Here is a 23,022-nt window from a genome sequence, read left to right on the forward strand (position 1 = left end):
TCGTCGCCGCGGCGGCAGAGGCGGAAGGCTCGGCCCCCTGCGCCTGGCTCGTCAGCAATGGGGGCGTCAGCAAACAGAGAAGGCCGACAAGGGTAATGGGTTTCATCATAAGGATCTCCTGCAGCACCCTGTTATCGGCAGCCGATGACATCCCCTTAGGCCGGCACCGCCTGCATCCGTCACCATAACGACAAAGGGGAGCCGAAGCTCCCCTTGCTGTCCATCCGGACGCCTTACTTGACGAACTCGACACCCAGCTGGATATCGGCTTTCAGAGTGGCCAGCATGCCATCCATCGCCTCTTGTTCAAAGGCGCTCAGCTTGCCGTAGTCCAGCACGGTTTCGACACCGTTCTTGCCAAGCAGGATGGGCTGCGCGAAGAAGGTGGCGTGTTTGCCGTCGCCTTCCACGTAGGCGCACTCGATGACGTTGGCTTCACCCTGCAGGCCCTTGATGAGCGACAGGCCGAAACGGCAGGCAGCCTGGCCCATGGAGAGGGTAGCGGAACCGCCACCGGCCTTGGCTTCCACCACTTCGGTACCGGCGTTCTGGATACGCTTGGTCATGGCGGCCACTTCGTCAGCGGTGAAGCTGGCACCTTCGATCTGGGAGAGCAGCGGCAGAATGGTCACGCCACTGTGGCCACCGATCACGTTGACGCGCACCTTGTCGACGTTCAGACCCTTGGCCTCAGCCACGAAGGTCTCGGCACGGATCACGTCCAGGGTGGTGACGCCGAACAGGCGACGCTTGTCATAGACACCGGCTTTCTTCAGCACTTCGGCGGCGATGGCGACCGTGGTGTTGACCGGGTTGGTGATGATGCCGATCAGCGCTTTCGGGCAGGAGGCGGCGCACTTTTCCACCAGATTCTTGACGATGCCGGCGTTGATGTTGAACAGGTCGGAACGATCCATGCCGGGCTTGCGAGCCACGCCGGCGGAGATCAGCACGACATCGGCGCCGACCAGAGCCGGGCTCGGATCTTCACCGCAGAAACCTTTTACTTTCACGTCAGTCGGGATATGGCTCAGATCGACCGCCACGCCCGGGGTCACCGGAGCGATATCATACAGGCTCAATTCGGAACCAGCAGGCAGACGGTTTTTCAACAGCAGAGCGAGGGCTTGGCCGATGCCACCGGCGGCACCCAGAACGGCAACTTTCATGATCAACTCCATGTTTAAGCGTAGGTTTAAGGTTGTTTCTTGTTGTGCGCCCAACCTTAAAGGATCCCCCCCTAAAAAACAATCTGATAACAGTTGTAATCACAGGTTCTGTGAGCCAATAAACAGGCGGCGAATAAAAATGGGGGGAAATGCAAAAAATTGGAGGGGAAGCACAGATTTCCTGCACTTCCCCTCACCATTAATAGGTAGATCTACCGACTTCAGCCCTGGAAGGCCAACGCCCTGCGTTCACACCAACGAAAACCAATTGTTAACAATCCGTTCATGGTCAGGTAGAGGGCACCGGCCACGGTGAACACCGCCAGGGTGTCATAGGTCTGGGCATTGAGGCGCTGGGCCAGCCCCATCACATCCATGATGGTAATGGTACTGGCGAGCGAACTCCCCTTGAGCACCAGGATCACCTCGTTGGAGTAGGCGGGCACCAGCCGCCGGGCGGCGTGACGCACCTTCATCCACAAAGTCTGGCCGGCGGAGAAGCCGAGCGCGCGGCAGGCCTCTACCTCACCGGCCGGGATGGCATCGAGCGCCCCCTTGAACAGCCGGGTGGAGTAGGCGGCGGTATTGAAACCGAGCGCCAGCACGGCGCAGAACCAGGGCTGCTTGAGCAGCGGCCAGAGCGGCCCCTCTTTGAGCCAGGCAAACTGGCCCGGCCCGTAGTAGATGAGGAAGATCTGGATCAGCAGCGGCGTGCCAGTGAAGATCAGCACCCACAGCTGCACCAGCTGGGTCGCCACCGGAATGCGGCGCTCCAGCACCCAGGTCATGGCAGCCGCCATCAGCACGCCGAGCAGCAGGCTGAATGCCGTGAGTTGCAGGGTAATCGCCAAGCCACCCAGCAGGGTCATCAGGTAATCCTGCATGATCAGCCTCCGTAACGACGGGTGTAACGGGACGCCTGCTTCAAGCCAAACTCACTCACCAGGCTGATGGCCAGGTAGATGAGGGCCGCCGCGGCATACCAGGTGAAGGGTTGATAGGTACTGGCCGAGGCCATCTGGGCCTGGCGCATCATCTCGTTCACCCCGATGAGGGAGACCAGTGCGGTGTCCTTGAGCAGCACCAGCCACTGATTGCCGAGCCCCGGCAGGGCGTGCCGCCACGCCTGCGGCAGCACGATGCGAAAGAAGATGTGCCCCTTGCCAAGACCGAGCGCCAGTGCCGCCAGCCGCTGCCCGGCGGGCACCGCATTGAGGGCAGCCCGCAGGGTCTGGGTGGCGTAGCTGGCGAACAGCAGGGAGAGCGCCAGCACGCCGCAGGCGAACGGGCTGAACTCCACGTACTCGCCGGTGATGAGGAACAGCACCTGGGTCGAGCCGAAGTAGATGAACAGCACCACCAGCAGCTCGGGCAACCCGCGGATCAGCGTGGTGAGAGTGGCCACCGACCACACCAGCGCGCGCTGCTTGCTCAGTTCGGCGGCGCTGAACGCCAGCGCCAGCACCATGCCCCCGACCAGGGATGCCAAGGCCAGCCCGAGGGTCATCCAGGCTGCATCCAACAACAGGCTCAACATGGCTTAGTGCGCGAAATATTTGTCGTAGATCTTCTGATAGGTGCCGTTGGCCTTGATGTCAGCCAGCCCCTTGTTCAGCTGAGTCAGCAGCTCCTGATTGCCCTTGGCCACCGCGATGCCAAAACCGGTACCGAAGTACTTGGCGTCAGTCACCGGCGTGCCGATCACGGCATACTCCTTGTGCTGCTTGAGCCAGTCGGCGGCGACCGCGGTATCGGCAAACACGCCGTCGGTGCGGCCGTTCATCATGTCGAGGAAGGCGCTCTGATAGCTGGCGTAAGGTACGGTCAGCAGGCCCTTGCTCACCCAGTTGTCCACCAGATAGGACTGATGGGAAGTGCCGTTCTGCACGCCGACGGTCTTGTCCACCAGCTCTTCCGGCCCCTTGAAGGCGCCCTTCTTGGTCACGAACACCGCGGAGTTCTGGTAATAGATGTCGGAGAAATCGACCTGGGCGGCCCGCTCCGGGGTCACGTCCATGGCTGCGATGGCGGCGTCATAGCGACGGAATTTCAGGCTGGGGATCAGGCTGTCGAAGGCCTGGTTGTGGAAGCTGCACTCCAGCTTGGCCTGTTCACAGATGGCGCGGGCCAGATCGATGTCAAAACCCTGGAACTCGTTCTTGTCGTCCAGGTATTCGAACGGCGCGTAGGTGGCCTCGGTGGCGAACTTGATCTCCTTGGCCAGCACCGAGGTGCTCAGCAGGCCCATGGCGGCGACCAGCAACAGACTCTTTTTCATGACAGCTTCCTTATCGATTTGAATATCAATGCATCAAGAATTCGGCAAACCGGCTGGTTTGCGGGGCTTGGAAAATGGCGGCGGAGCCGGCTTCGATGATCCGCCCCTTCTCCAGATAGATCACCTGGCTGGCCACCTTGCGGGCGAACTCCACCTCGTGGGTCACCACCACCTGGGTGATGCCGGTCTGGCCCAGGTTGCGGATGATCTCCGCCACTTCCTTGGTGATCTCGGGGTCGAGGGCGGCGGTCGGCTCGTCAAACAGCAGCACCTGGGGGTCCATCATCAGGGTACGGGCGATGGCCACCCGCTGCTGCTGACCGCCGGACAGCCGCGCCGGCCAGGCGTCGCGCTTGTCGGCCAGTTGCAGCTGGGCCAGCAGATAGCCCCCCTTCTCCATGGCCGCCGCCTTGCTCATGCCGAGCAGCTTGACCGGCGCCTCGATGAGGTTCTCCATCACGGTGAGATGGGGCCACAGATTGTACTGCTGGAACACCATGCCCACCTTGCGCCGCAGCGCCTGGGTCTGGCGGTTGAACTCGGCGGTGGAGAGGCTGGACGGGAAAGAAAATTCACTTTCACCGATGCGCAGAACACCGGCATCCGGGGTGTCCAGCAGGTTCATCATGCGCAGCAGAGAACTCTTGCCGGCACCGCTCGGGCCCAGCAACACCAAGGTTTCACCGGGAGCGGTCCGAAAGCTGACCTGTTGCAGTACCGGCACCTTGTGCCAAGATTTTTCGATACCGATTAATTCAATACCCATACAGCCCAATTGAATAAGTTTTCAAAATTTCGTCCTGATTCTAACGCTGGCATGGGTGGATGCAAGCTATATTTGAATCAATATGCAGAACAAGCGCCGCTTCCTTGCAAAAATAGGCATATGAATGCAAAATGGGCACGCTGTTCATATCTGCCGCCTGAGCGTGACAGGCAGCCAAACCTCCTCATTCGTGAGTCCAAGATGAAGCATAACGACAAGCAAGAAAAACTGGCCAAGGCCTTTAAAGCCTTGCTGAAAGAAGAACGATTTGGCTCCCAGGCAGAGATAGTGACTGCCCTGCAAGAGATGGGCTTCGAAAACATCAACCAGTCCAAGGTATCGCGCATGTTGAGCCGCTTCGGCGCCGTTCGCACCCGCAATGCCAAGATGGAGATGGTCTACTGCCTGCCGGTGGAACTGGGTGTGCCCACCACCTCCAGCCCACTCAAAAACCTGGTGCTGGATGTCGACCACAACGGTGCCCTGGTGGTGATCCACACCAGCCCGGGTGCGGCCCAGCTGATCGCCCGCCTGCTCGACTCCCTCGGCAAGGCCGAAGGGATCCTCGGCACCATCGCCGGTGACGACACCATCTTCATCACCCCGACCAGCGACACCGACATCGAAGAGCTCTACCTCTCCGCCCTCGAGCTGTTCGAACAGACGCCGTAATGGTTGCCGCCGCGTCATCGCGGTCCCGCCAAAACACAAAATCCCGGCCAAGGCCGGGATTTTTGTTATCTGCGGGTGGGCGAGCCTTATTTGCCCTGCGCCACCAGAAAATCCTCTGAAGGGGCGAAGAAGGCTGCGCCGGTCACCGCCTTGGTGAAGCGCAGCAGGTGATCGAAGTGACTGCCCTCGCCCTTGTACATGCTGGCCAGCATGGCGTTGAAGTGCTGCGGGGTGCGGCAGCAGGAGATGAAGTAGAGCCCCTGCTCTGTCATGGTGCCCCAGGGCATGCTCTGGCGCAGGATCTCCATGGACTCCCCCTTCGGGGTCTTGAGGTTGACCCGCTTGATGTGGGCGGTCAGCGGCTTGTCGGCCGACTCGTACTCGATGTTGTCGACCTTGGTGCGACCTATGATGTCTTCCTGCTCCTTCAGCGCCAGCTTCTCCCAGTCGCTCATGGCGTGGACCCAGCGCTGCACGTGGATGTAGGAGCCGCCGGCAAACTCGCCGCCGTCCAGCAGCGCCACTTCGGCGCGGTGCTCATCCTGCGGGTTTTCGGTGCCGTCGACGAAACCGGTCAGATCGCGGCAGTCGAGGTTGCGAAAACCGCGCACCTCTTCCGCCAGCTCCACCAGCCCGGCCAGCAGAGCCATCACACGCTGACCGGCGTGATGCAGCACATCGACCCGATCGGCGCGCAGTTGCACGAACAGATCGAACGGAGTGTTGGGCGCCTCCTGGCCGTTGGCGGATTGCGCCATGAAGCCGCGGAACTGGGGCGGACGGGCGGCAGGATAGAGGCCATCCCAGGCATCGGCACCGACGGCGACCAGACCGCTGAAGCCGGCAGCGGGGAAATCGGCGGCCACCGCCTCCCACAGGGCCGGCAACCTGGCCAGACGGGCCACCAGTTCGGCGGCGTCACCGGTGCGGTTGAACATCAGATAGAGGGCGTGCAGATTGGGCTCGGCACAGATCCCGGCTTGGGCTTTCATATATCTCTCCCCTGAACAGACATTGGCGATATGGGCGGTTAGCGTTGCGCGATTATAAACCAGCGCGGTTCCAGTTCATTGATTTCACGACGATATCACGCGTTCAGGGTAAAGGGTCAAACAACACCAGCGCGTGGGGCGTCACCCTGACCCGCGCCCGCGCGCCCTCCAGCGGCTCACCGATGCTCGCCTCCAGCCGCAGTTCGCCACTCTCGAACAGCACCCGGCAGTGGTGGCCGAGAAACTGCTGCTCCACCACCTTGAGCTCGCCATCTGCGGCGCTCTCCAGCAGCAGCTGCTGAGGCCTGAGCATCAGTTGCAGCAGCTCACCCGCGGCCCGGCCATGGGGCTCGCTGCCGCAGATGACCCCGAGCGCCGTGCGCACGCAGTGGCTGTCCACCACCTCGGCCGCCAGGTAATTGACCCCGCCGAGAAACTCCGCCACGAAGCGATTCTGCGGGCGGCGATAGAGCTGCTCCGGCTGGCCCACCTGTTCGATGTGACCCGCACGAAACAGCGCCAGCCGATCGGCGAAGGCAAAGGCCTCTTCCTTGCTGTGGCTGACGAAGATGGCGCCGATCCCCTGCTGCTTGAGCAGGGCGCGGATCTCGAGGATCAGCTTCATCCGTACCTGGGTATCGATGTTGGAGAAGGGCTCGTCCAGCAGCATCAATCTCGGCTTGCACACCAGCGCCCGGGCGATGGCTACCCGCTGCTGCTGGCCGCCGGAGAGCTGGTGCGGATAGCGATCCCCCAGCCCCTGCAGATTGACCAGCGCCAGCGCCTCGTCCACCTGTTGCTGGCGGGCACGGCGATTGAGTTTGGTCAGGCCAAAGCCGACGTTGTCGGCCACCGTCAGGTGGGGAAAGAGGGCGTAATCCTGAAAGATCATGCCGATGTTGCGCGCCTCGGGCGGCACGCTGGCACCGGGCCCGTCGAGCAGGGTATCGCCGAGGTGAATCGTTCCCTCTGCCAACGGCAGCAGGCCGGCGATGGCCTTGAGCAGCGTGGTCTTGCCGCAGCCGCTCGCCCCCAGCAAGCAGACGATCTCGTTGTCTGCCACCGTCAGGGAGAGCTGTTCCAGCACATTGCGGCCGTTGTAACGGCAACTGACATTTTCAACCTGCAAACAGGACAAGGCTGACTTCCTCTCATTTCTGGCGCTGTGCTGCCTTTCGGCTCAGCACACCGCATGCAATTTCATTGGCCGACGTGGCAACTCAGTGCCCCGCCCCATCCAGGTTGCGGTTGACCCAGATCAGCGGCAACAACCCCACCAGCACGATGACGATGGCGCCGAGCGCGCCGCGCTCCAGCATTTCGTCCGACACGAACTGGTAGACGTGGGTCGCCAGGGTATCGAAGTTGAACGGCCGCAGCAGCAGGGCGGCAGGCAGTTCCTTCATGGATTCGATGAACACCAGCATGGCACCGGCAAACAGGCCGCGTCGCACCAGCGGCAGGTGCACCCGCCGCAACATGGCGCCATCCCCCTGCCCCAGGGAGCGGGCCGCCATGTCGAGGCTGGGGGAGATCTTGCCCATGCTGCTCTCCACCGAGCCGATGGCGATGGCCACGAAGCGCACCAGATAGCCGAACACGATGGCGGTGATGGTGCCGGTCAGCAGCAGCCCCGGCCCCTGACGCCCCAGCCACTCGGCCAGATCGTTGATGGCAAAGTCGAGGGCGGTGAGCGGCACCAACACCCCGATGGCGAGTACGGTACCCGGCATGGCGTAACCCATGGCGGCGATGCGCAGCGGCAGCAGGCTCTTGATCCCACCATCGAGACGACGACAGAAGCCGAGCAGCAGGGCGATGCCCATGGCCAGCAGGGCGGTCAGCGCCGAGATAGCCAAGCTGTTGCCGGCGAAGCGGACGAACTCCGGCGTCCACGACAATTCGAAGTAGCGCACGCCGTAATCCAGCAAAATGACGAACGGCAGGCCGAAGCCGGCCAGCACCAGTCCCCAGCACCAGAGCCCGGCCAGAGCACGGCGAATCCCCTTGAGCGGGTAGCGCAGCGGCTGTTCGTGGCCCATCGACTTCTGGAACACCTGCTGCCGGCTGCGCGAGCGGCGCTCCAGCGCAATCAGCAGCACCACCGCCAGCAGCATCAGGCAGGAGAGCTTGGCGGCGGTGGCCAGGCTGCCGTAACCGAGCCAGGTGTCGTAAACCGCCGTGGTCAGGGTATTGATGGCAAAGAAGTGGACGGTGGCAAAATCGGCCAACGTCTCCATCGCCACCAGCGATACAGCGACCATGGTGGCGGGGCGCGCCAGCGGCAGACTGAGGCGGTGAAAGCTCTGCCAGGGGGAGCAACCGAGCAGGCGGCTGGAGTGAATGAGGCTGACCGACTGCTCCAGAAAAGAGGCGCGGGTCAGCAGATAGACGTACGGGAACAGCACCAGCGCCAGCACCCAGGCGGCGCCGCCGAGGGAGCGGATGGCCGGGAACCAGTAGTCGGCCGGCCCACCCCAGCCAAACAGCTGGCGCAGCCCCGCCTGCAGCGGGCCCGAGTAGTCGAGCAGATCGGTATAGACGTAGGCGACGATATAGGAGGGCATGGCCATCGGCAGCATCAGCGCCCACTGCAGGGCGCTCCGCCCCGGCACCTGGCACATGGCCACCAGCCAGGCGGTCGGCACACCGAACAGCAGACTGAGCAGCACGACGCCGACCACCAGCCCCAGGGTATTGGCCAGATAGTCGAACAACACGGTATCGGCGAGGTGGCCAAACAGATCTCCGTCGGCCGACAAGGCGGAGAAGACCAGAGCAAGCACCGGCAAAGCCAGCAGCAGGGCGCTGGCCCAGCTGCCGGTAATCCATCCAAAATTTTTCATGAGACCACAGAGGTTGATGGGGCCGTTGGCCCCATCTGAATTACAAATCGAATTTCACTTCATCCAGCAGCTGCAAGGCGTCCTTGCGGTGCTTGGCGTAATCGCTGACCGGTAGCGCATCAGACTTGAAGCTGCCCCAGGACTTGACCATGGCGGAAGGCTCCACCCCGGCCTTGACCGGATACTCGGCGTTCACGTCCGCATACATGTGCTGGGCGGTGTCGCCGGCCAGGAACTCCATCAGCTTCTGGGCCTCAACCTTGTTCTTGGCGTACTTGGTCATGGCCACACCGCTCACGTTGACGTGGGCGCCGCGGTCAGCCTGGTTCGGGAAGTTGATGTAGACGGCATCGGCCCAGGCTTTCTGCGCCGGATCCTTCAACATGGCGCCCAGGTAGTAGCTGTTGCCGAGCGACAGATCACAGATACCATCCTTGATCGCCTTGACCTGATCCCGGTCGTTGCCCTGCGGCTTGCGCGCCAGGTTGGCCTTGACCCCTTCCAGCCAGCTCCTGGTCTCGGCCATGCCGTGATGAGCGATCATGGAGGAGACCAGCGCCACATTGTACTCATGCTTGCCGCTGCGGGTGCAGATTTTTCCTTTGAATTCAGGCTTGGTCAGATCTTCGTAGCTGATGGTATCGAGCTTGCCGAGACGATCCTTGCTGGAATAGATGGCGCGCACCCGGGTAGTCAGCGCGAACCAGCGGTTGTCCGGATCGCGATAGATGGCGGGGATGTTCTCCTGCAGGATCTTGCTGTCCACCGGCTGCACCAGCCCCTTGTCCACCAGATCGGTCAGCCGGCTGATGTCGACGGTCAGCATCAGATCCGCCGGGGAGAGCTTGCCTTCCCGCTCCAGACGCTCGTTCAGCCCCTCTTTGGCGAACACCACGTTGACCTTGATGCCCGATTCCTTCTCGAACTGCTGGATGATGGGCTTGATCAGCTCATCCTGCCGGTTGGAGTAGACATTCACCTCCCCTGCCGCCAATGCCGACTGAGCCGCCAACGCAGAGAAAGCCAGTGCCAACATCTTCATTTTCATCATCCATTCCTTGAGTTGCTATATCGAGTGAGAACCATTGCTGTTTGCATTTTGCATTGAGCTCGACAGCCGGATCAAGAAATCCTGATGTGGCGGGATCACATATTTAAACCCTGTTCAAACAAAGGGGCCGGATAGAATCCCATCCGGCCCCACCATGGAGTCAATCAGCGACAAAGTACCGATCATTCGCCCCCATCCAGCGCGATCAGAGCGCCTCGTCGTCGCTCTCACCGGTCCGAATGCGCACGGCCTGCAGCAGGTCGTAGACGAAGATCTTGCCGTCACCGATCTTGCCGGTATAGGCGGCCTTGCAGATCGCCTCGATCACCCCTTCGACGTTGTCGTCGGCCGTCGCTATCTCCAGCTTTACCTTGGGCAGGAAGTCGACCTGATACTCGGCTCCCCGGTATAATTCGGTGTGCCCCTTCTGGCGGCCAAACCCTTTGACCTCGGACACGGTCAGACCCTCGACCCCCAGGTTGGCGATGGCTTCGCGCACGTCGTCCAACTTGAAGGGTTTGATAATCGCAGTAATCAGCTTCATCTGGTTGCTCCCAATCCATGGTATGTCATGAATGGGGAATCAATTCTTGTGCCAAGTCTTTTTATTGTTTAATTTCAAAAAGATAGCATTTACGTCTGGAGCAGGACTCTCCCGGCATCACCAAGGGAGCGCATCTCGCCCCATTATGAGGCACCAAGCTGAGCCAGCCACAGCCGATGCACCAAACAAGAGCACCGCAGTATGTTAGTCATCTCCAACAGCGTTACCCTGCCCTGGCATGAACTGCAATTCCAGACCATGCGGGCACAGGGCAACGGTGGCCAGCACGTCAACAAGACCGACTCCGCCGTCTGGTTGCGCTTCGATTACCGCAACTCCCCCAGCCTCACCCCGCTCTACAAGGAGGGGCTCGACAAGCTGAGCGACAGCCGGGTGCACGACGGTTTCATCATGATCCGGGTCGAGACCCACCGCAGCCAGGACATGAACCGCAAGGAGGCGATGAACCGTCTGGTGGAGCTGCTGAAAAAAGCGGCCTGGCGCCCCAAGGCCCGCCACGCCACCAAGCCGACCCGCAGTTCCCAGCGCAAGCGGGTCGATGCCAAGAAGCGCAAGGGGGAGATAAAATCGACCCGCGGCAAGCCGGTAGTGGACTAGCCGGGCCCTTGCCCAACGCCCGAGGATGACAGAATGAAATTCAGTTTTTGCGACAGCGCCCACGGCCCCCTGCTCATCGCCATCGACCGGGACGGGCTGCGCTATGTGGAGTTCGTGCTAGGCGAGCAGCCGGTGACCCCGACCGACGAATGGCAGCGCGACGATCAGGCGCTGGCCCCCTTCGTCGAACAGTTCGCGGCCTACTTCGCCGGTCGCCTGCGCCGCTTCGATCTGCCGCTCGCCGCCCGGGGCACCCCTTTTCAGCAATCGGTGTGGCGCGCCCTGGGCGACATTCCCTATGGCGAGACCGTCAGCTACCTCGAGATAGCCCAGGCCATCGGCAATCCCAAGGCAGTGCGGGCGGTGGGTGCCGCCAATGGGCGCAATCCGCTCAGCATCATAGTGCCCTGCCACCGGGTGATCGGCCGCAGCGGCGAGCTGACCGGTTATGCCGGCGGCATTCCCATCAAACGCTGGTTGCTGGCGCTGGAGCAACAGACCGCAGACAACTTCGCGCTGACCCCCTGACCCCCTGACCCCCTGAGCAGTCAGTCCCATTGCGTTTAGCAAAATGAACATAGTATGAAGAATCGCCTCAGAAGGGCTTCAGACAGCATCAGGCATCATGGCTTCACACTTGGATGGCATGGCTCATCCCTCATTCAAGTGGCACCCATGTGACGCTTCCAATCTGTCTTTTTCCCCGCGCCTCCCTGAGGCGCTTTTTTTTTGCCGGCAAGCGGCCACAAAAAAGCCCGCCGAAGCGGGCTCTGACCGGAAGGTGCTAGCTTCAGGGTCAATCAGAGGGCGAGGAACAAGCCTGCCAGCGAGGCACTCATCAGGTTCGCCAGCACACCCGCCAGGATGGCGCGCATGCCGTAACGAGCGATGAAGGATTTGCGCTCCGGCACCATGGCGCCCAGGCCGCCGATCAGGATCGCCATGGAGGAGATGTTGGCGAAACCACACAGGGCGAAGGTGACGATGGCCTTGCTCGACTCGCTCAGGGTCTGGTCCTGCACCAGGGCGATGAAGGCGACGAACTCGTTCACCACTATCTTGGTCCCGATCAGGGCGCCGGCGGCCTGAGCCTGCTCCCAGGGGATGCCGATCAGCCAGGAGACAGGTGCAAACAGCCAGCCCAGGATGATCTGGAAGCTCAGCTCCAGCCCGACCAGGTCGCCGGCCCAGCCCAGCAGGCCGTTGAGCATAGCGATCACCCCGACGAACGCCAGCAGGGTGGCACCCACGGCAACCGCGATGTTGAGGCCGGACATGGCGCCATCGGCGGCCGCTTCAATCACGTTGGTGGCGCGCGGGATCACCACGTCCTGATGATGGTCCTGCTCTTCGGCGGCAGGCGGCACCAGGATCTTGGCCATGGCCAGACCGGCCGGTGCCGACATGAAGGCCGCCGCGATCAGATATTTCAGCTCGACCCCGATGCTGGCGTAACCCACCAGGGTACCACCGGCCACGGAGGCGAGGCCGCAGCTCATCACCGCGAAGAACTGGGAGTCGGACATCTTGGAGAGATAGGGTTTGACCACCAGCGGCGCCTCCACCATGCCGACGAAGATGTTGGCAGTGGCGGAGAGGCTCTCGGCGCGGCCGGTACCCAGCAGCTTCTGCAGGCCGCCGCCGAGCAGGGCGATCACTTTCGGCATCAGGCCGATGTGGTAGAGGATGGCGATCACCGCGGAGAAGAAGATGATGACCGGCAGCACGTTGAAGGCAAAGATGAAGCCCAGCTTGAACTTGGCCAGATCGCCAAACAGGAAGGCAATCCCCTCCTGACCGTAACCGATCACGCTGCTGACGCTTTCGCTTACCCCGTTCAGCACGTGCTGACCGGCGGGCAGCCAGAGCACCAGGCCGGCGAAGAGGATCTGCAGGCAGAGGGCCAGGCCAACTGTTCGCAACGGGATACGACGACGATTATCAGAGCAGAGCGTGGCCACGGCCAGAATGCTCAGGATGCCGAGCAGGGCAATCATAGGGACTCCATCAGGTGGGGCGAAAGATGGGCGCGGATTCTGCGCTCCCGACCTCGCCACTGCAAGTCCACTTGGTTACAGCCCTGTTAGCAAAAACGTTTGCACGATATCGGTTGCGGCAACTGGCTGATTTGACTCGATTTTGGTTTCAAGCGAAAGCCAGTGTTCTTATATAGAAACGATTATTCCTCTGTGCCGGACAATTTGCCACCGAGCCAGGGGGCCAGCCGCTGCTCCCAGTAGGGATTCGGACCGAAGCTCTCCTTGAGGAAGTCGATGAACAGCCGGATCTTGGGATCCAGGTGCTCGCGCCTGGCATAGACGGCGTGCACCGCCATCTTCTGGTTCGGCCGCCACTGGGGCAGCAGCGGGATCAGCTGGCCGGACTGCAACTCCTTGTCCAGCAGGTAGTTGGCCACGTAGGCGATGCCGAGCCCGGCCAGGGCGGCGTCGCGCACCGCCTCCGCCAGGTCCACCCGGTAGTTGCCGGCCACCTGTACCGTCTGGCGCTCCTTGCCCTGGCGAAACGACCACTCGTGGTAGCGCCGCTCCCGGCTCTGGTAGGTGATGCAGTTGTGCTGAGCCAGATCTCTGGGGTGCAGCGGGGTGCCGTGGCTCAGCAGATAGTCCGGCGAGGCCACCAGCACGAAGTGAATGTCCGCCAGCCGCTGCCCCACCAGGGCCTCGGGTTTGTCCTCGTAGGTGGTGATCCAGAGATCCAGCCCCTCATCCACCAGGTTGGTGCGGTGATCGAACAGCGAGACCTCCAGCTCCAGCTCGGGGTAGCGATCCTGAAACGCCTTGAGGCGCGGGATCACGTGCAGCCGGCCGAAAGACTGGCCGACTCCCAGATGCAGGATGCCGCTCACCTTGCCGCGCCGCTCCGCCACCATGGAGTCCGCCTCCAGTGCCACCGCCACCAGGGCGCGGCAGTGGCGGGCATACTCCTGGCCGAGCTCGGTAAGGGAGAAGCGGCGGGTAGTGCGCTGCACCAGCTGGGCACCGAGTTCGGTCTCCAGCTGAGCCAGCTGTTTGCTGATGTGGGATTTGGAGACCCCGAGCCGCCGGGCGGCCGCCGAGATGCCCTGTTCACGGACTAGGGCATCGAAGATCACCATTTGGGGCAGACGTTGCAGCACGGGATTACCAGAGAGAAGAGCGGGCCCCCATTATTCCAGAGCCGCCCGCCGCGGGGTAGCGCTAAAGGCCGAGCGCCCGTTTGACCTCTTTTTGCAGGGGATCGTCCGCCGGATTCTGGTTCGCGCCATAACTCGCGACCAGCTTGCCGTCACGGCCGACCAGGTATTTGTGAAAGTTCCAGCCCGGCGCCTCGCCCGCCGCTGCGGCCAACCCTCGGTAAAGCGGGCTGGCATCGGCCCCGCGCACGGCGATCCGGTTGAACATGGGGAAGGTGACCCCGTAATCGCGTCGGCAGACCGAGGCGGTCTTGCCCTCGTCCCCCGCCTCCTGCCAGAAGTCGTTGGAGGGGAAGCCGAGCACCACCAACCCCTTCTCCTTGTAGGTCTGGTAGAGCGTCTCCAGATCCCGGAACTGGCCGCGATAGCCGCAGTAGGAGGCGGTATTGACCACCAGTACCACCTTGCCCTCGGTCAGCTGGCAGAGGTTGTGGCGCTGGGTGCTGTTGAGCTCCCGCATCTCCACGTTGAAGTAGTCCGGGCAGGCGGCGACGGCGGCCCCGGCCCCGAGTGTCAGCAACAACATGATCCATTTCATCGAGCGACTCCTGTCAGGCAGATGAGTGACATACGCGCGGGCACGCCGGCCGGTTCACCCGCTCAATAGAGGGGGATGCCGGTGAGCATGCCGTGCCCCCAGAAGATCAGCAGGGCGGTGAGCGCCAGCCCGGCCCCCACGCTGAGCCCGGTGCCGTACCAGTTGGCCGCCGGACGGGGATGACGCTGCCAGTCCCGCACCGAAATCCAGACGATGCTCACCAGCGCCCACAGGCCGATGCCGCCAAACAGCACCAGGGAGCGGGCCTCGCTGTTGACCGCTAGGTGGGCACCGGCCCAGAGCAGGGTGCCGAGCAGTTGGGGATGCACCAGCCAGCGCCGCAGGTGATTGGGCCCCTGGCCGGAGCAGAACAGGATCAGGGCGATGGGCATGACCGCCATCATCAGGGTCGGTCCCCAGGCGGGCAGAAAATAGAGCGGCAGGGGGCTGGCGGTGCGCCAGCCGGCGATGATGCAGGCGATGGCGATGAACACCAGCAACGAGAAGAGTCCCTTGTAGCGATTCTCCCCCAGCCGCTCGCGCAAGCGGGCCCGATGGGCACCTGCGAAGCAGGGATAGAGGTGGATCAGGGTAAACAGCAGTACCCCCAGGGTCAGCAAGATCATGGGTTGCTCCTTGTACTATGGGGGATCACTATGCCGCAAAGTCGGCGGCCAGAATACAGAAACCGCAGAAAAGTACAGTCTATACAGCAGGATAATGAAAAAAGCCGATCATCTGATCGGCAAGGTGTTTCGGGCAGACCGGCAGCGGGGCAGGTCGTCACCGCGACACGGGGCTAGGTTGGCCGGCGCCAGGCACCGGCCAGAAGAGAGTCAGGGTCGCAGCAGATAGAGCGCCGCCACGTTGCGGGCCGTGAGCTGCAGGTTGGTGGTGGCGGTGGCCAGCGCCTCCGGCAGCGACATGGCACGGTTGACCACGGCGAACACCGCATCCAGCCCGTGCTCGTGCACCACGCCGCAGTCGTCGGTCAGGCAGCCCGCAATGCCGATCACCGGCTTGCCAAACTGCTTGGCGCAGCGTGCGACACCGATTGGCGTCTTGCCGTGGATGGTCTGGCTGTCGATGCGCCCCTCGCCGGTGATGACCAGATCCGCATCGGCCACCGCCTCGGCCAGTTTCAACGCCTCGATGACGATCTGAATGCCGGGTTTGAGCTCGGCGCCGAGCAGGCCCACCAGGGCCGCCCCCATGCCACCGGCGGCGCCCGCTCCCGCAATCTCCTTCACCTGCTTGCCAAGCGCCTGCTCGATGCAGTCGGCGTAGTGGGCCAGGTTGGCGTCCAGCTGCGCCACCATCGCGGGGGTCGCCCCCTTCTGCGGACCGAACACGGCGGAGGCCCCTTTCGGCCCGCACAGCGGGTTGTCCACGTCGCAGGCCACTTCGATGGTGAGCTTGGCGAGGCGCGAATCGAGCCCGCTCAGATCGATGGTGGCCAGCTCGGCCAGACCGGCGCCGCCCGGTGCGATGGGAGTGCCGTCGCGCTTGAGCAGCTTGCCGCCAAGCGCCTGGATCATGCCAGCACCGCCGTCATTGGTGGCGCTGCCGCCGATGCCGAGGATCAGATGCTTCACCCCCATGTCGAGGGCCGCCAGGATCAGCTCGCCGGTACCGCTGCTGGAGGTGTGCAGCGGATTGCGCAACTCAGGCGCCACCAGATGCAGGCCGGAGGCCGCCGCCATCTCGATGACGGCGCGCTCGCCATCCCCCAGCAGACCGACGAAGCCCTGTACCTTGTTGCCAAGGGGAGCGGTCACGTAGAAGGGCAGAATGCGGCCACCGGTGGCGTCCACCAGGGACTGCACCGTCCCCTCGCCGCCATCGGCCATCGGCAATTTGACGTAGGTGGCATCCGGCAACACCTGCTTGAATCCGGCCTCGATGGCATCGGCCACCGCCATGGCGCTGAGACTCTCCTTGAATGAATCGGGGGCGATAACAATTTTCATATCAATTCCTTAGGCGAGGCCAAACACGCCGAACATCAGGGTGGAGACGGCGGCAATGGTCAGACCGACCGCAGTTTCGTAGGGGATGAGCTTGAGCCGCTCACCCACACCCATGTGGACGCTGCCGCCGGTGGCATGGAAGAAGGAGCCGTGGGGCATGTGGTCGAACACGGTGGCACCGGCGTGGATCATGGCGGCCCCCGCCAGGCTGCTGATGCCAAGCTCTATCAGAGTGGAGCTGAACACGTTGGAGGCCACCACGGTACCGGCGGTGGTCGAGGCGGTCGCCAGCGACATCAGGGCACCGGAGATGGGAGCCAGCAGGTAGGAGGGCAGACCGGAGGCGGTCAGGCCGCTGATCAGCACATCCTTGAGACCGGAGTTGGCGATGATGCCCGCCAGGGTACCGGTACCCAGCAGCATAATGGCCACCGGCGCCATGCGGGCGAGACCCGAGACGGCAAACTGGTTCACCTTGCTGAACTTGCCCATCATCAGGGCGCCGACCAGGCCGCCGAGGGGCAGTGCAATGAGCGGGTCCACGACTATGCCGGCGATGGGGCGCAGGGCCAGCAGCAGGATGGCCACCAGCGGCGCACTGATGGCGGCGGCAAAGCCCGGCAGCTTGCTGCCATTGAAGCTCACCACCTCGTCGGCGGCGACCTTGCTGCCCTTGTTGTTGAGGCGCTTCGCCAGCCAGTAGGCCATCACCAGCCCGAACAGGCCCGGGATGATGCCGGCCGCCATCACCGAGGTGAGCGGCAGGTGGAAGGCATCGGCTGCGGCGATGGCGTTCGGGTTCGGGGACATGACGTTGCCCGCCTTGCCGCCACCGATCATCGCCAGCAGGATGGCCGCCTTGGAGAGGTCGGCACGGCGGGCGATGGCCAGCGCAATGGGAGCGACCGTGATGACGGCCACGTCCACGAACACGCCGACCGCAGTCAGGATCAGGGTAGCCAGCGCCAGTGCCAGCAGGGCGCGGGTCTCGCCCAGCTTCTTGACGATGGTTTCGGCGATGGTGGTGGCGGCGCCCGATTCGATCAGCACACCGGCCAGCACGCCCGCCGCCAGGATCCGCATCACCGCCGTGGTGATCCCCTGGGCACCGCCGATCATCAGGGCTACGGTCTGGGTCAGATCGGCGCCGCCGATCAGGCCACCGGCCAGGGCGCCGACGATCATGCCGTAAGCGGGCGGCACCTTCTTCAGGATCAGGAAGATGGCGATGGAGAGCGCGGCGAGAGCGCCGAGCGCGGATACAGGGATCATGACGGGCACCTTTCAAATGAGTAAGTGGTGGCCATTATGGTGATCCGGGATCGGAATGCTTTGGTCAAAAAACCAAATATCAGCTTTATAAAACGCAATTTTATGTATGAATGAACAAATCAGCTGTCGAGGTTGAGCCCGAGATAGAGCAGAAACTTGTCATCTAACTTGTTGAAATTCAACCCGGTTATCTGTTCAATCCGGGTCAGCCGATAGCGCAGGGTATTGGGGTGGATGAACAGGGCTTCGGCGCAGGGATGCAGATCACAATCCTGCAAGAAATATTGGCGCAGCGTCTTCTGCAGCGTTCCCTTTGTGTCCTCCTGCGCCAGCTTGTGCAGCGGAGCCCGCAGCTGATCCGCCTGCCAGGAGTCCGCCAGACTGCCGAGCAGCACCGGCAGCCGGTAATCCTCGAAGAAATAGACCTGCTTGCGCGGCGCCTGCCGCATGCCACGGCGCAAGGTGTCCCGCGCCGTCTGGTAGGAACGCGCCAGCCCGCCGGTGCCGGCGAAGTAATCACCCACCCCGATGCGCACCCGAAAGTGGGGAATGCGGGCCAGCAGTTGCTTGATGCGGCTGCGCTCCTGCGCCGACTGCCAGATGCCGTCGCTGAGCTGGGCCGGCTTGAGCACCACTATCTCGTCCAGGCCGTTGATGGCCACCAGGTTGTCCCGCTCCGGGTTTTCCAGCAGATGCACCAGCTCCCGCAGCCGGGCCGGGTCGGCTTCCTCCAGCGCCAGCACCGCCACCACCCGCGGCTGGGCCAGATCCAGCCCGAGGAAACGGGCCGCCTGCTGCAGCTGATCTTCCCGCCCTTCACCACGGATGAGCTGCAGTACCAGCTCCTCCTTGTGGCGCTTGTCCCACTGCAGTTGTTCGGTGAGCGCTGCCTGCTCCAGAATGAGCTCGGCGGTCATGCGCACCAGCTCGGCGTAAGCACGAACTTCGTCCGGATCGCCCGAGATGCCGATGACCCCGAGCAGCTCCCCCTGATAGGCGATGGGCAGGTTGATGCCGGGGCGCACCCCCTTGAGTTCGCGGGCGGTCGCTTCGCTGATCTCCACCACCCGGTTCTCGGTCAGCGCCAGCACGGCCCCTTCGTGACGCTGATGGAGCCGCTCCGGATTGCCGGACGCGATGATCAGGCCGTGCTCGTCCATCACGTTGACCGAAAAAGAGAGGATCTTCATCGCCCGACTGACAATCTGCCGAGCGAGGGTATCATTGAGCTGCATAGGTACTCCGCTGAATGAACCGGGAATAGCCTGAGGCGATGATGAGCCGCTGTGGCTCGTCCATCACGTTGACCGAGCACGACAGGATCTTCATCGCCCGGCTGACAATCTGGCGCGCGAGGGTATCGTTTAGCTGCATCACATCTCCAAAGCGGGGCCGGACCGGCCACAAAGCGCCGGTAGCGGGGCAAAGATGCCACATCTTCAAGACAAGCGAGGGGGGGCTCGCTAGAATAGGCCACTTTACGCTATATGCGCCCCGCCATGGAGCAGGATTTGCCCTGCCCATGACGACTCACCCTTCCGCTATGGACTGAACTATGGATTATGAATTTCGCCGCGATCCGTTCGGCGGTTATCGCGCCCGGTTCTCCATGGGCCATGAGGCCATCGGCCAGTGGCTGATCGACGAAGTGGGCAAGGACGAGGAAAAACTCGACGAGCTGTTCGCCATCATCGATCAGCTCTCCAGCCGGACTCGCGTCGAATACCGGCTGCTGGGCGGCGACTACTCCCTGCTGCTGACCCACGAGGAAGCCGAGGTGAAAGCCAACGTCCTCAATATCGAGCAGGATGAGGATCTCGACGATCTCGCCTACTACGATGATGAACAGCTGGCCATGTGCGGGCTGGAAGATTTTGCCCAGGTGCTCGGCTCCTGGCGCGCCTTTATCCGCAACGAGGATATGGGCTGAACGACCCCTCTGAAAAAACGACATCGGGCAACCATGCCCCATTGCCTAACCAACAGGATTGACTATGTCTATTTACGATTTTGATGACGAACTGCCGGAAGAAGACGAGCAGGAACAACCGAAAAAAGCCGCCCCTGCCAAGAAGAAAGGCAAGCAGGTGCTGAACACCCAGGTCAACCTGAGCCCGCGCGATGCCAGCCGTCTGAACGGTATGCACGTCGAAGCCATCGCCACTCTGGACGACGTCAGCCTGCCGAAGAACGTGATCTTCAAGGCTGGCCTCATTGCCCTGGGCGAGCTGGAAGCCAGCAAGCGTGCCGACATCATTGCCCGGGTGATCGCCGAATCCGGCCGCTGAGACGCCTTGTCACCCTTGCCAAAACCGGAGCCCAGCTCCGGTTTTTTTATGGCCGCGCGCCCTGGCAGCCAGCCGAACACGGGATCCGACCAGCTTATTAAGCCTTGTCTCATGGGATGTCCCATTGTTAAGGTGCGGGACTTTCATCGGCCTTGGAGACTCAATGTTACCTCTACCTGATTCACTCATCTGGGGAGCACTGGCGCTGGCCGTCTTGCTCTGTCTGGCCCGGCAACGACTGCCCGGCTTCATCATGCTGGCCGTCGCCCTGCTGGCGGCTCTCGGCCTCGGCCACCTGAACCCAGTCGCCCTGCTTGCCAGCGCGGCGGGCCTGCTGCTGGCCTGGCGCACCCCCTCCCTGCCCCAGCCCTGGCGCGCCGTCGCCCTGGGCGCCGTGCTGCTGTGGGCGGTGGCGCTGATGCTGCACCTCATCCCCGGCTTCACCAACCTGAAGGTGCTGGACCAGGTGCAGGCCGGCCCCGCCAGCGTGCCGTTCAACATGTACCTCAACCTGGACAAGCCGCTGGTCTTCTTTGGTCTGCTGCTGGCCTGGCCCGCCTTGCTGGGCCCGGGCGGTGCCATTCAGTGGCGCAGGCTGGCACTGCTGCTGTTGCCGCTGGCGGCCCTGCTGATCGCCGCCTGGCAGCTGGGGGCCCTCAAGCCCGAGGTGGGCCTGCCCGGCTGGTGGTGGCTGTTTGTCATCAACAACCTGCTGTTCACCTGCGTGGCGGAAGAGGCGCTGTTTCGCGGCTTCCTGCAGCAGGGGATCGCCGCACACAGCCGGCGCTGGCTTGGGGTGCTGGTGGCCAGTCTGCTGTTCGGCGCCGCCCACCTGGCCGGCGGCCCGCTGCTGGTGCTGTTCGCCGCGCTGGCGGGGGCCTGCTATGGCCTGGCCTTCCTGCTGAGCGGGCGCCTCGGCGTCGCCATCGCGATCCACTTCCTGTTCAACTTCGCCCACCTGGCCCTCTTTACCTACCCGCTGGCCAGCCGCTGATCCCGGGCGCCCCCTGCGGGGCGCCTGCAACCTCTGCTCCCCCTTGGCGCACGCCGCCCACTCCTTTGCCATCCGCCTGCACAGATGCACCTTTCATTTGCACTATTTAGCTAAGCGAGAGTGGCGATTAATTGACCCAAGCCAAGATAGCGCGCTTGCTGCCCCCTAGAATGGGCCGGTAACAATCACAAAAAATAAAAACAAATCTATCAGTTACTTGACTCAATCAGGATGCACTCATGACCACAACCCAACGGGAGGGGGAGATACGTTTCCCCGACCACCTGTCACTGATCTCGACGACCGACCCCGCCAGCCACATCACCTACGCCAACCAGCACTTCTGTGACGTGGCCGGTTATCACCCCGCCGAAATGGAGGGGGTACCCCACAATCTGGTACGCCACCCCGACATGCCCAAGGCCGCCTTCGCCGACATGTGGCAGCGACTGCGCCAGGGCAAAAGCTGGATGGGGCTGGTGAAGAACCGCGCCAAGAGCGGCAAGTTCTACTGGGTCAACGCCTATGTCACCCCCATCCTCAACGAGCAGCGACAGATCATCGAGTACCAGTCGGTGCGCACCCGCCCCAGCGAGCACGACATCGCCTGGGCGGAGCAGCTCTACGCCCGCATCCGGGCCGGCAAGGCGCTGCCCTGGTTGAGTCGGCTCGCCCTCGAACCCGGTCTGCTCACCCTGCTGCTGTCGGGCGGCGCCCTGCTCACCCTGCTGGCGGCCATCATCAGCGGCAATCCGCTGTGGGGGGCGCCAGGCGCACTGGCCCTGCTGGCCCAGATGCTGCACGGCTGGCGCCTGCAGCAGCGGCTCAACCGGCTGGCCCATACGGCCGGCGAGGAGATGGGCACCCCGCTTTGCCAGGTGCTCTACACCAGGCGGCGGGACACCCTGGCGGCCCTGGAGCTGGCGCTTCGCATGAAGCGGGCCGAGCTCAAGGCGGTGGTGGGGCGCAGCGCCGACACCAACCAGCAGATCCTGCAGGCCGCCGAGGACGACAGGGGCAATATCCAGACCATCGACATCCACCTGCAGCAGCAGCGGGCCCAGAGCGAGCAGCTGGCCGCCGCCATCACCGAGCTCAGCCACTCCATTCGCGACGTGGCGAGCAACGCCCATCAGGCCAGCGAACTGGTGGGCGAGGTGCAGCAGGTCTCCGCCGAGGGGTTGCGGGCGCTGGCCACCACCCAGTCTTCGGTCGATCAGCTCCATCACGAGCTCGATGCCAACCACGCCGTGCTGGCCCGGCTGACCGGCGACAGCCAGAAGATCAGCGGGATCCTGGAGGTGATCAGCCAGATCGCCGATCAGACCAACCTGCTCTCCCTCAACGCAGCCATCGAGGCGGCGCGGGCCGGCGAACAGGGACGCGGCTTTGCGGTGGTGGCCGACGAGATCCGGGCGCTGGCCCAGAAGACCCGCAGCTCCACCGGCGAGATCAACGAGATGATCCAGGCACTGCAGCAGACGACCCGTCAGCTGGCCGACGGCATGAGCCAGGGCGCCCAGACCTCGGACCGCTGCCAGCAGCACGTGGGGACCACCGCCGAGGTACTCAACCAGATCAACCGCATGCTGGCCCGGGTCACCCATACCAGCGACGAGATTGCCCAGGCCGTCAGCCAGCAGGCGGATGTCACCAGCACCCTGGACAAGGGCATCCACCAGATCCACCAGCTGGCCAGCCACACCGCCGACAATAGCCGCCAGGCCCTCGACGGCATCACCCTGCTGGTGGAGCGGCTGCATGCCCTCTCCCGCCTGATCAACCAGTTCCAGCACTGACCGCCTTGCAGGGGCGTGCCGCCCGGCACGCC

Annotated in this window: 25 protein-coding genes; 7 read left to right on the forward strand and 18 right to left on the reverse strand. The window is 63.1% G+C overall.

The window, feature by feature from the left end; translation table 11 throughout:
- Positions 1-233: 233 nt before the first annotated feature.
- From mdh to OKC29_RS04330, 5 genes are all read right to left on the reverse strand, one after another.
- Positions 234-1,169: a malate dehydrogenase gene (gene mdh, locus OKC29_RS04310; protein ID WP_011704623.1), complete on the reverse strand. Its 936-nt coding sequence runs from the start codon at positions 1,167-1,169 to the stop codon at positions 234-236.
- A gap of 221 nt (positions 1,170-1,390) precedes the next feature.
- Positions 1,391-2,053 carry an arginine ABC transporter permease ArtM gene (gene artM / locus OKC29_RS04315; RefSeq protein ID WP_016349411.1) on the reverse strand — a complete coding sequence of 221 codons (663 nt, stop codon included), beginning with the start codon at positions 2,051-2,053 and terminating at the stop codon, positions 1,391-1,393.
- Positions 2,054-2,055: 2 nt separating this feature from the next.
- The gene (gene artQ, locus OKC29_RS04320) at positions 2,056-2,706 is read right to left on the reverse strand and encodes an arginine ABC transporter permease ArtQ (RefSeq protein WP_073348847.1); all 651 of its coding nucleotides are present in this window, start codon (positions 2,704-2,706) and stop codon (positions 2,056-2,058) included.
- Between the two features lie 3 nt (positions 2,707-2,709).
- Positions 2,710-3,447: a transporter substrate-binding domain-containing protein gene (locus tag OKC29_RS04325; protein ID WP_011704620.1), complete on the reverse strand. Its 738-nt coding sequence runs from the start codon at positions 3,445-3,447 to the stop codon at positions 2,710-2,712.
- 25 nt (positions 3,448-3,472) lie between these two features.
- Entirely contained in the window at positions 3,473-4,213 is a 741-nt protein-coding gene (locus OKC29_RS04330) for an ATP-binding cassette domain-containing protein (RefSeq protein WP_005308671.1), read from the reverse strand.
- Positions 4,214-4,414: 201 nt separating this feature from the next.
- Here OKC29_RS04330 and argR point away from each other — a divergent pair, with 201 nt between their 5' ends.
- Positions 4,415-4,885: a transcriptional regulator ArgR gene (argR, locus tag OKC29_RS04335; RefSeq protein ID WP_005308670.1), complete on the forward strand. Its 471-nt coding sequence runs from the start codon at positions 4,415-4,417 to the stop codon at positions 4,883-4,885.
- Between the two features lie 86 nt (positions 4,886-4,971).
- Here argR and OKC29_RS04340 read toward each other — a convergent pair whose 3' ends face one another.
- From OKC29_RS04340 to glnK, 5 genes are all read right to left on the reverse strand, one after another.
- On the reverse strand, positions 4,972-5,877 hold the full coding sequence (locus tag OKC29_RS04340; protein ID WP_060390416.1) for a Dyp-type peroxidase: 906 nt from the start codon (positions 5,875-5,877) through the stop codon (positions 4,972-4,974).
- Between the two features lie 103 nt (positions 5,878-5,980).
- Positions 5,981-7,015, reverse strand: coding sequence for an ABC transporter ATP-binding protein (locus tag OKC29_RS04345; RefSeq protein ID WP_073348846.1), 1,035 nt, complete (start codon positions 7,013-7,015; stop codon positions 5,981-5,983).
- A gap of 82 nt (positions 7,016-7,097) precedes the next feature.
- On the reverse strand, positions 7,098-8,723 hold the full coding sequence (locus OKC29_RS04350; RefSeq protein ID WP_073348845.1) for an ABC transporter permease: 1,626 nt from the start codon (positions 8,721-8,723) through the stop codon (positions 7,098-7,100).
- A gap of 40 nt (positions 8,724-8,763) precedes the next feature.
- Positions 8,764-9,771 (reverse strand): Fe(3+) ABC transporter substrate-binding protein, encoded by a 1,008-nt coding sequence (locus tag OKC29_RS04355; protein ID WP_073348844.1) that lies wholly within the window; start codon positions 9,769-9,771, stop codon positions 8,764-8,766.
- A 208-nt stretch (positions 9,772-9,979) separates the two neighbouring features.
- Positions 9,980-10,318 (reverse strand): P-II family nitrogen regulator, encoded by a 339-nt coding sequence (gene glnK / locus OKC29_RS04360; RefSeq protein ID WP_011704615.1) that lies wholly within the window; start codon positions 10,316-10,318, stop codon positions 9,980-9,982.
- A gap of 201 nt (positions 10,319-10,519) precedes the next feature.
- Here glnK and arfB point away from each other — a divergent pair, with 201 nt between their 5' ends.
- Together arfB and OKC29_RS04370 are read left to right on the forward strand one after the other, a co-directional pair.
- Positions 10,520-10,936: an alternative ribosome rescue aminoacyl-tRNA hydrolase ArfB gene (gene arfB / locus OKC29_RS04365; RefSeq protein WP_011704614.1), complete on the forward strand. Its 417-nt coding sequence runs from the start codon at positions 10,520-10,522 to the stop codon at positions 10,934-10,936.
- A gap of 33 nt (positions 10,937-10,969) precedes the next feature.
- On the forward strand, positions 10,970-11,464 hold the full coding sequence (locus OKC29_RS04370) for a methylated-DNA--[protein]-cysteine S-methyltransferase (protein WP_073348843.1): 495 nt from the start codon (positions 10,970-10,972) through the stop codon (positions 11,462-11,464).
- A gap of 272 nt (positions 11,465-11,736) precedes the next feature.
- Here OKC29_RS04370 and OKC29_RS04375 read toward each other — a convergent pair whose 3' ends face one another.
- From OKC29_RS04375 to OKC29_RS04410, 8 genes are all read right to left on the reverse strand, one after another.
- Positions 11,737-12,933, reverse strand: a complete 1,197-nt coding sequence (locus OKC29_RS04375) for a NupC/NupG family nucleoside CNT transporter (RefSeq protein WP_011704612.1) — start codon at positions 12,931-12,933, stop codon at positions 11,737-11,739.
- A 182-nt stretch (positions 12,934-13,115) separates the two neighbouring features.
- On the reverse strand, positions 13,116-14,051 hold the full coding sequence (locus OKC29_RS04380) for a LysR family transcriptional regulator (protein WP_016349403.1): 936 nt from the start codon (positions 14,049-14,051) through the stop codon (positions 13,116-13,118).
- Between the two features lie 82 nt (positions 14,052-14,133).
- Entirely contained in the window at positions 14,134-14,667 is a 534-nt protein-coding gene (locus OKC29_RS04385) for a glutathione peroxidase (RefSeq protein WP_029304572.1), read from the reverse strand.
- Positions 14,668-14,729: 62 nt separating this feature from the next.
- Positions 14,730-15,293, reverse strand: a complete 564-nt coding sequence (locus tag OKC29_RS04390; RefSeq protein ID WP_017409007.1) for an NnrU family protein — start codon at positions 15,291-15,293, stop codon at positions 14,730-14,732.
- A 210-nt stretch (positions 15,294-15,503) separates the two neighbouring features.
- Positions 15,504-16,637, reverse strand: coding sequence for a glycerate kinase (locus OKC29_RS04395; RefSeq protein WP_073348842.1), 1,134 nt, complete (start codon positions 16,635-16,637; stop codon positions 15,504-15,506).
- Between the two features lie 9 nt (positions 16,638-16,646).
- The gene (locus OKC29_RS04400; RefSeq protein ID WP_011704607.1) at positions 16,647-17,909 is read right to left on the reverse strand and encodes a GntP family permease; all 1,263 of its coding nucleotides are present in this window, start codon (positions 17,907-17,909) and stop codon (positions 16,647-16,649) included.
- A 119-nt stretch (positions 17,910-18,028) separates the two neighbouring features.
- Complete coding sequence (locus OKC29_RS04405; RefSeq protein WP_044799129.1) at positions 18,029-19,144, reverse strand: sugar diacid recognition domain-containing protein; 1,116 nt, start codon at positions 19,142-19,144, stop codon at positions 18,029-18,031.
- A complete protein-coding gene (locus tag OKC29_RS04410) occupies positions 19,131-19,283 on the reverse strand; it encodes a sugar diacid recognition domain-containing protein (protein ID WP_123785000.1) in 153 nt (50 codons plus the stop codon). The genes OKC29_RS04405 and OKC29_RS04410 overlap by 14 nt, the downstream gene beginning before the upstream one ends.
- Positions 19,284-19,464: 181 nt before the next feature.
- On the opposite strand from OKC29_RS04410, the gene OKC29_RS04415 reads away from it, so the two are divergent.
- From OKC29_RS04415 to OKC29_RS04430, 4 genes are all read left to right on the forward strand, one after another.
- The gene (locus OKC29_RS04415) at positions 19,465-19,839 is read left to right on the forward strand and encodes a YacL family protein (protein WP_011704605.1); all 375 of its coding nucleotides are present in this window, start codon (positions 19,465-19,467) and stop codon (positions 19,837-19,839) included.
- 64 nt (positions 19,840-19,903) lie between these two features.
- Positions 19,904-20,197: a hypothetical protein gene (locus OKC29_RS04420; protein ID WP_016349397.1), complete on the forward strand. Its 294-nt coding sequence runs from the start codon at positions 19,904-19,906 to the stop codon at positions 20,195-20,197.
- A 163-nt stretch (positions 20,198-20,360) separates the two neighbouring features.
- Entirely contained in the window at positions 20,361-21,191 is an 831-nt protein-coding gene (locus tag OKC29_RS04425; protein ID WP_073348841.1) for a CPBP family intramembrane glutamic endopeptidase, read from the forward strand.
- Positions 21,192-21,430: 239 nt separating this feature from the next.
- Positions 21,431-22,990: a methyl-accepting chemotaxis protein gene (locus tag OKC29_RS04430; protein ID WP_041218181.1), complete on the forward strand. Its 1,560-nt coding sequence runs from the start codon at positions 21,431-21,433 to the stop codon at positions 22,988-22,990.
- The last annotated feature ends 32 nt before the right edge of the window (positions 22,991-23,022 follow it).

It is taken from the genome of Aeromonas sp. QDB34, assembly GCF_027705405.1.
GTDB classification, from domain to species: domain Bacteria; phylum Pseudomonadota; class Gammaproteobacteria; order Enterobacterales; family Aeromonadaceae; genus Aeromonas; species Aeromonas hydrophila.

What these genes read in the sequence shown, in the direction of transcription:
- OKC29_RS04355 (WP_073348844.1), bottom strand. Translation starts at nt 9,771, where the DNA reads ATGAAAATGAAGATGTTGGCACTGGCTTTCTCTGCGTTGGCGGCTCAG.
- glnK (WP_011704615.1), bottom strand. Translation starts at nt 10,318, where the DNA reads ATGAAGCTGATTACTGCGATTATCAAACCCTTCAAGTTGGACGACGTG.
- OKC29_RS04350 (WP_073348845.1), bottom strand. Translation starts at nt 8,723, where the DNA reads ATGAAAAATTTTGGATGGATTACCGGCAGCTGGGCCAGCGCCCTGCTG.
- arfB (WP_011704614.1), top strand. Translation starts at nt 10,520, where the DNA reads ATGTTAGTCATCTCCAACAGCGTTACCCTGCCCTGGCATGAACTGCAA.
- OKC29_RS04385 (WP_029304572.1), bottom strand. Translation starts at nt 14,667, where the DNA reads ATGAAATGGATCATGTTGTTGCTGACACTCGGGGCCGGGGCCGCCGTC.
- OKC29_RS04420 (WP_016349397.1), top strand. Translation starts at nt 19,904, where the DNA reads ATGTCTATTTACGATTTTGATGACGAACTGCCGGAAGAAGACGAGCAG.
- artM (WP_016349411.1), bottom strand. Translation starts at nt 2,053, where the DNA reads ATGCAGGATTACCTGATGACCCTGCTGGGTGGCTTGGCGATTACCCTG.
- OKC29_RS04430 (WP_041218181.1), top strand. Translation starts at nt 21,431, where the DNA reads ATGACCACAACCCAACGGGAGGGGGAGATACGTTTCCCCGACCACCTG.
- OKC29_RS04370 (WP_073348843.1), top strand. Translation starts at nt 10,970, where the DNA reads ATGAAATTCAGTTTTTGCGACAGCGCCCACGGCCCCCTGCTCATCGCC.
- OKC29_RS04400 (WP_011704607.1), bottom strand. Translation starts at nt 17,909, where the DNA reads ATGATCCCTGTATCCGCGCTCGGCGCTCTCGCCGCGCTCTCCATCGCC.
- OKC29_RS04375 (WP_011704612.1), bottom strand. Translation starts at nt 12,933, where the DNA reads ATGATTGCCCTGCTCGGCATCCTGAGCATTCTGGCCGTGGCCACGCTC.
- OKC29_RS04415 (WP_011704605.1), top strand. Translation starts at nt 19,465, where the DNA reads ATGGATTATGAATTTCGCCGCGATCCGTTCGGCGGTTATCGCGCCCGG.
- OKC29_RS04395 (WP_073348842.1), bottom strand. Translation starts at nt 16,637, where the DNA reads ATGAAAATTGTTATCGCCCCCGATTCATTCAAGGAGAGTCTCAGCGCC.
- OKC29_RS04410 (WP_123785000.1), bottom strand. Translation starts at nt 19,283, where the DNA reads ATGCAGCTAAACGATACCCTCGCGCGCCAGATTGTCAGCCGGGCGATG.
- artQ (WP_073348847.1), bottom strand. Translation starts at nt 2,706, where the DNA reads ATGTTGAGCCTGTTGTTGGATGCAGCCTGGATGACCCTCGGGCTGGCC.
- OKC29_RS04390 (WP_017409007.1), bottom strand. Translation starts at nt 15,293, where the DNA reads ATGATCTTGCTGACCCTGGGGGTACTGCTGTTTACCCTGATCCACCTC.
- OKC29_RS04425 (WP_073348841.1), top strand. Translation starts at nt 20,361, where the DNA reads ATGTTACCTCTACCTGATTCACTCATCTGGGGAGCACTGGCGCTGGCC.
- OKC29_RS04325 (WP_011704620.1), bottom strand. Translation starts at nt 3,447, where the DNA reads ATGAAAAAGAGTCTGTTGCTGGTCGCCGCCATGGGCCTGCTGAGCACC.
- OKC29_RS04380 (WP_016349403.1), bottom strand. Translation starts at nt 14,051, where the DNA reads ATGGTGATCTTCGATGCCCTAGTCCGTGAACAGGGCATCTCGGCGGCC.
- OKC29_RS04405 (WP_044799129.1), bottom strand. Translation starts at nt 19,144, where the DNA reads ATGCAGCTCAATGATACCCTCGCTCGGCAGATTGTCAGTCGGGCGATG.
- OKC29_RS04340 (WP_060390416.1), bottom strand. Translation starts at nt 5,877, where the DNA reads ATGAAAGCCCAAGCCGGGATCTGTGCCGAGCCCAATCTGCACGCCCTC.
- mdh (WP_011704623.1), bottom strand. Translation starts at nt 1,169, where the DNA reads ATGAAAGTTGCCGTTCTGGGTGCCGCCGGTGGCATCGGCCAAGCCCTC.
- argR (WP_005308670.1), top strand. Translation starts at nt 4,415, where the DNA reads ATGAAGCATAACGACAAGCAAGAAAAACTGGCCAAGGCCTTTAAAGCC.
- OKC29_RS04330 (WP_005308671.1), bottom strand. Translation starts at nt 4,213, where the DNA reads ATGGGTATTGAATTAATCGGTATCGAAAAATCTTGGCACAAGGTGCCG.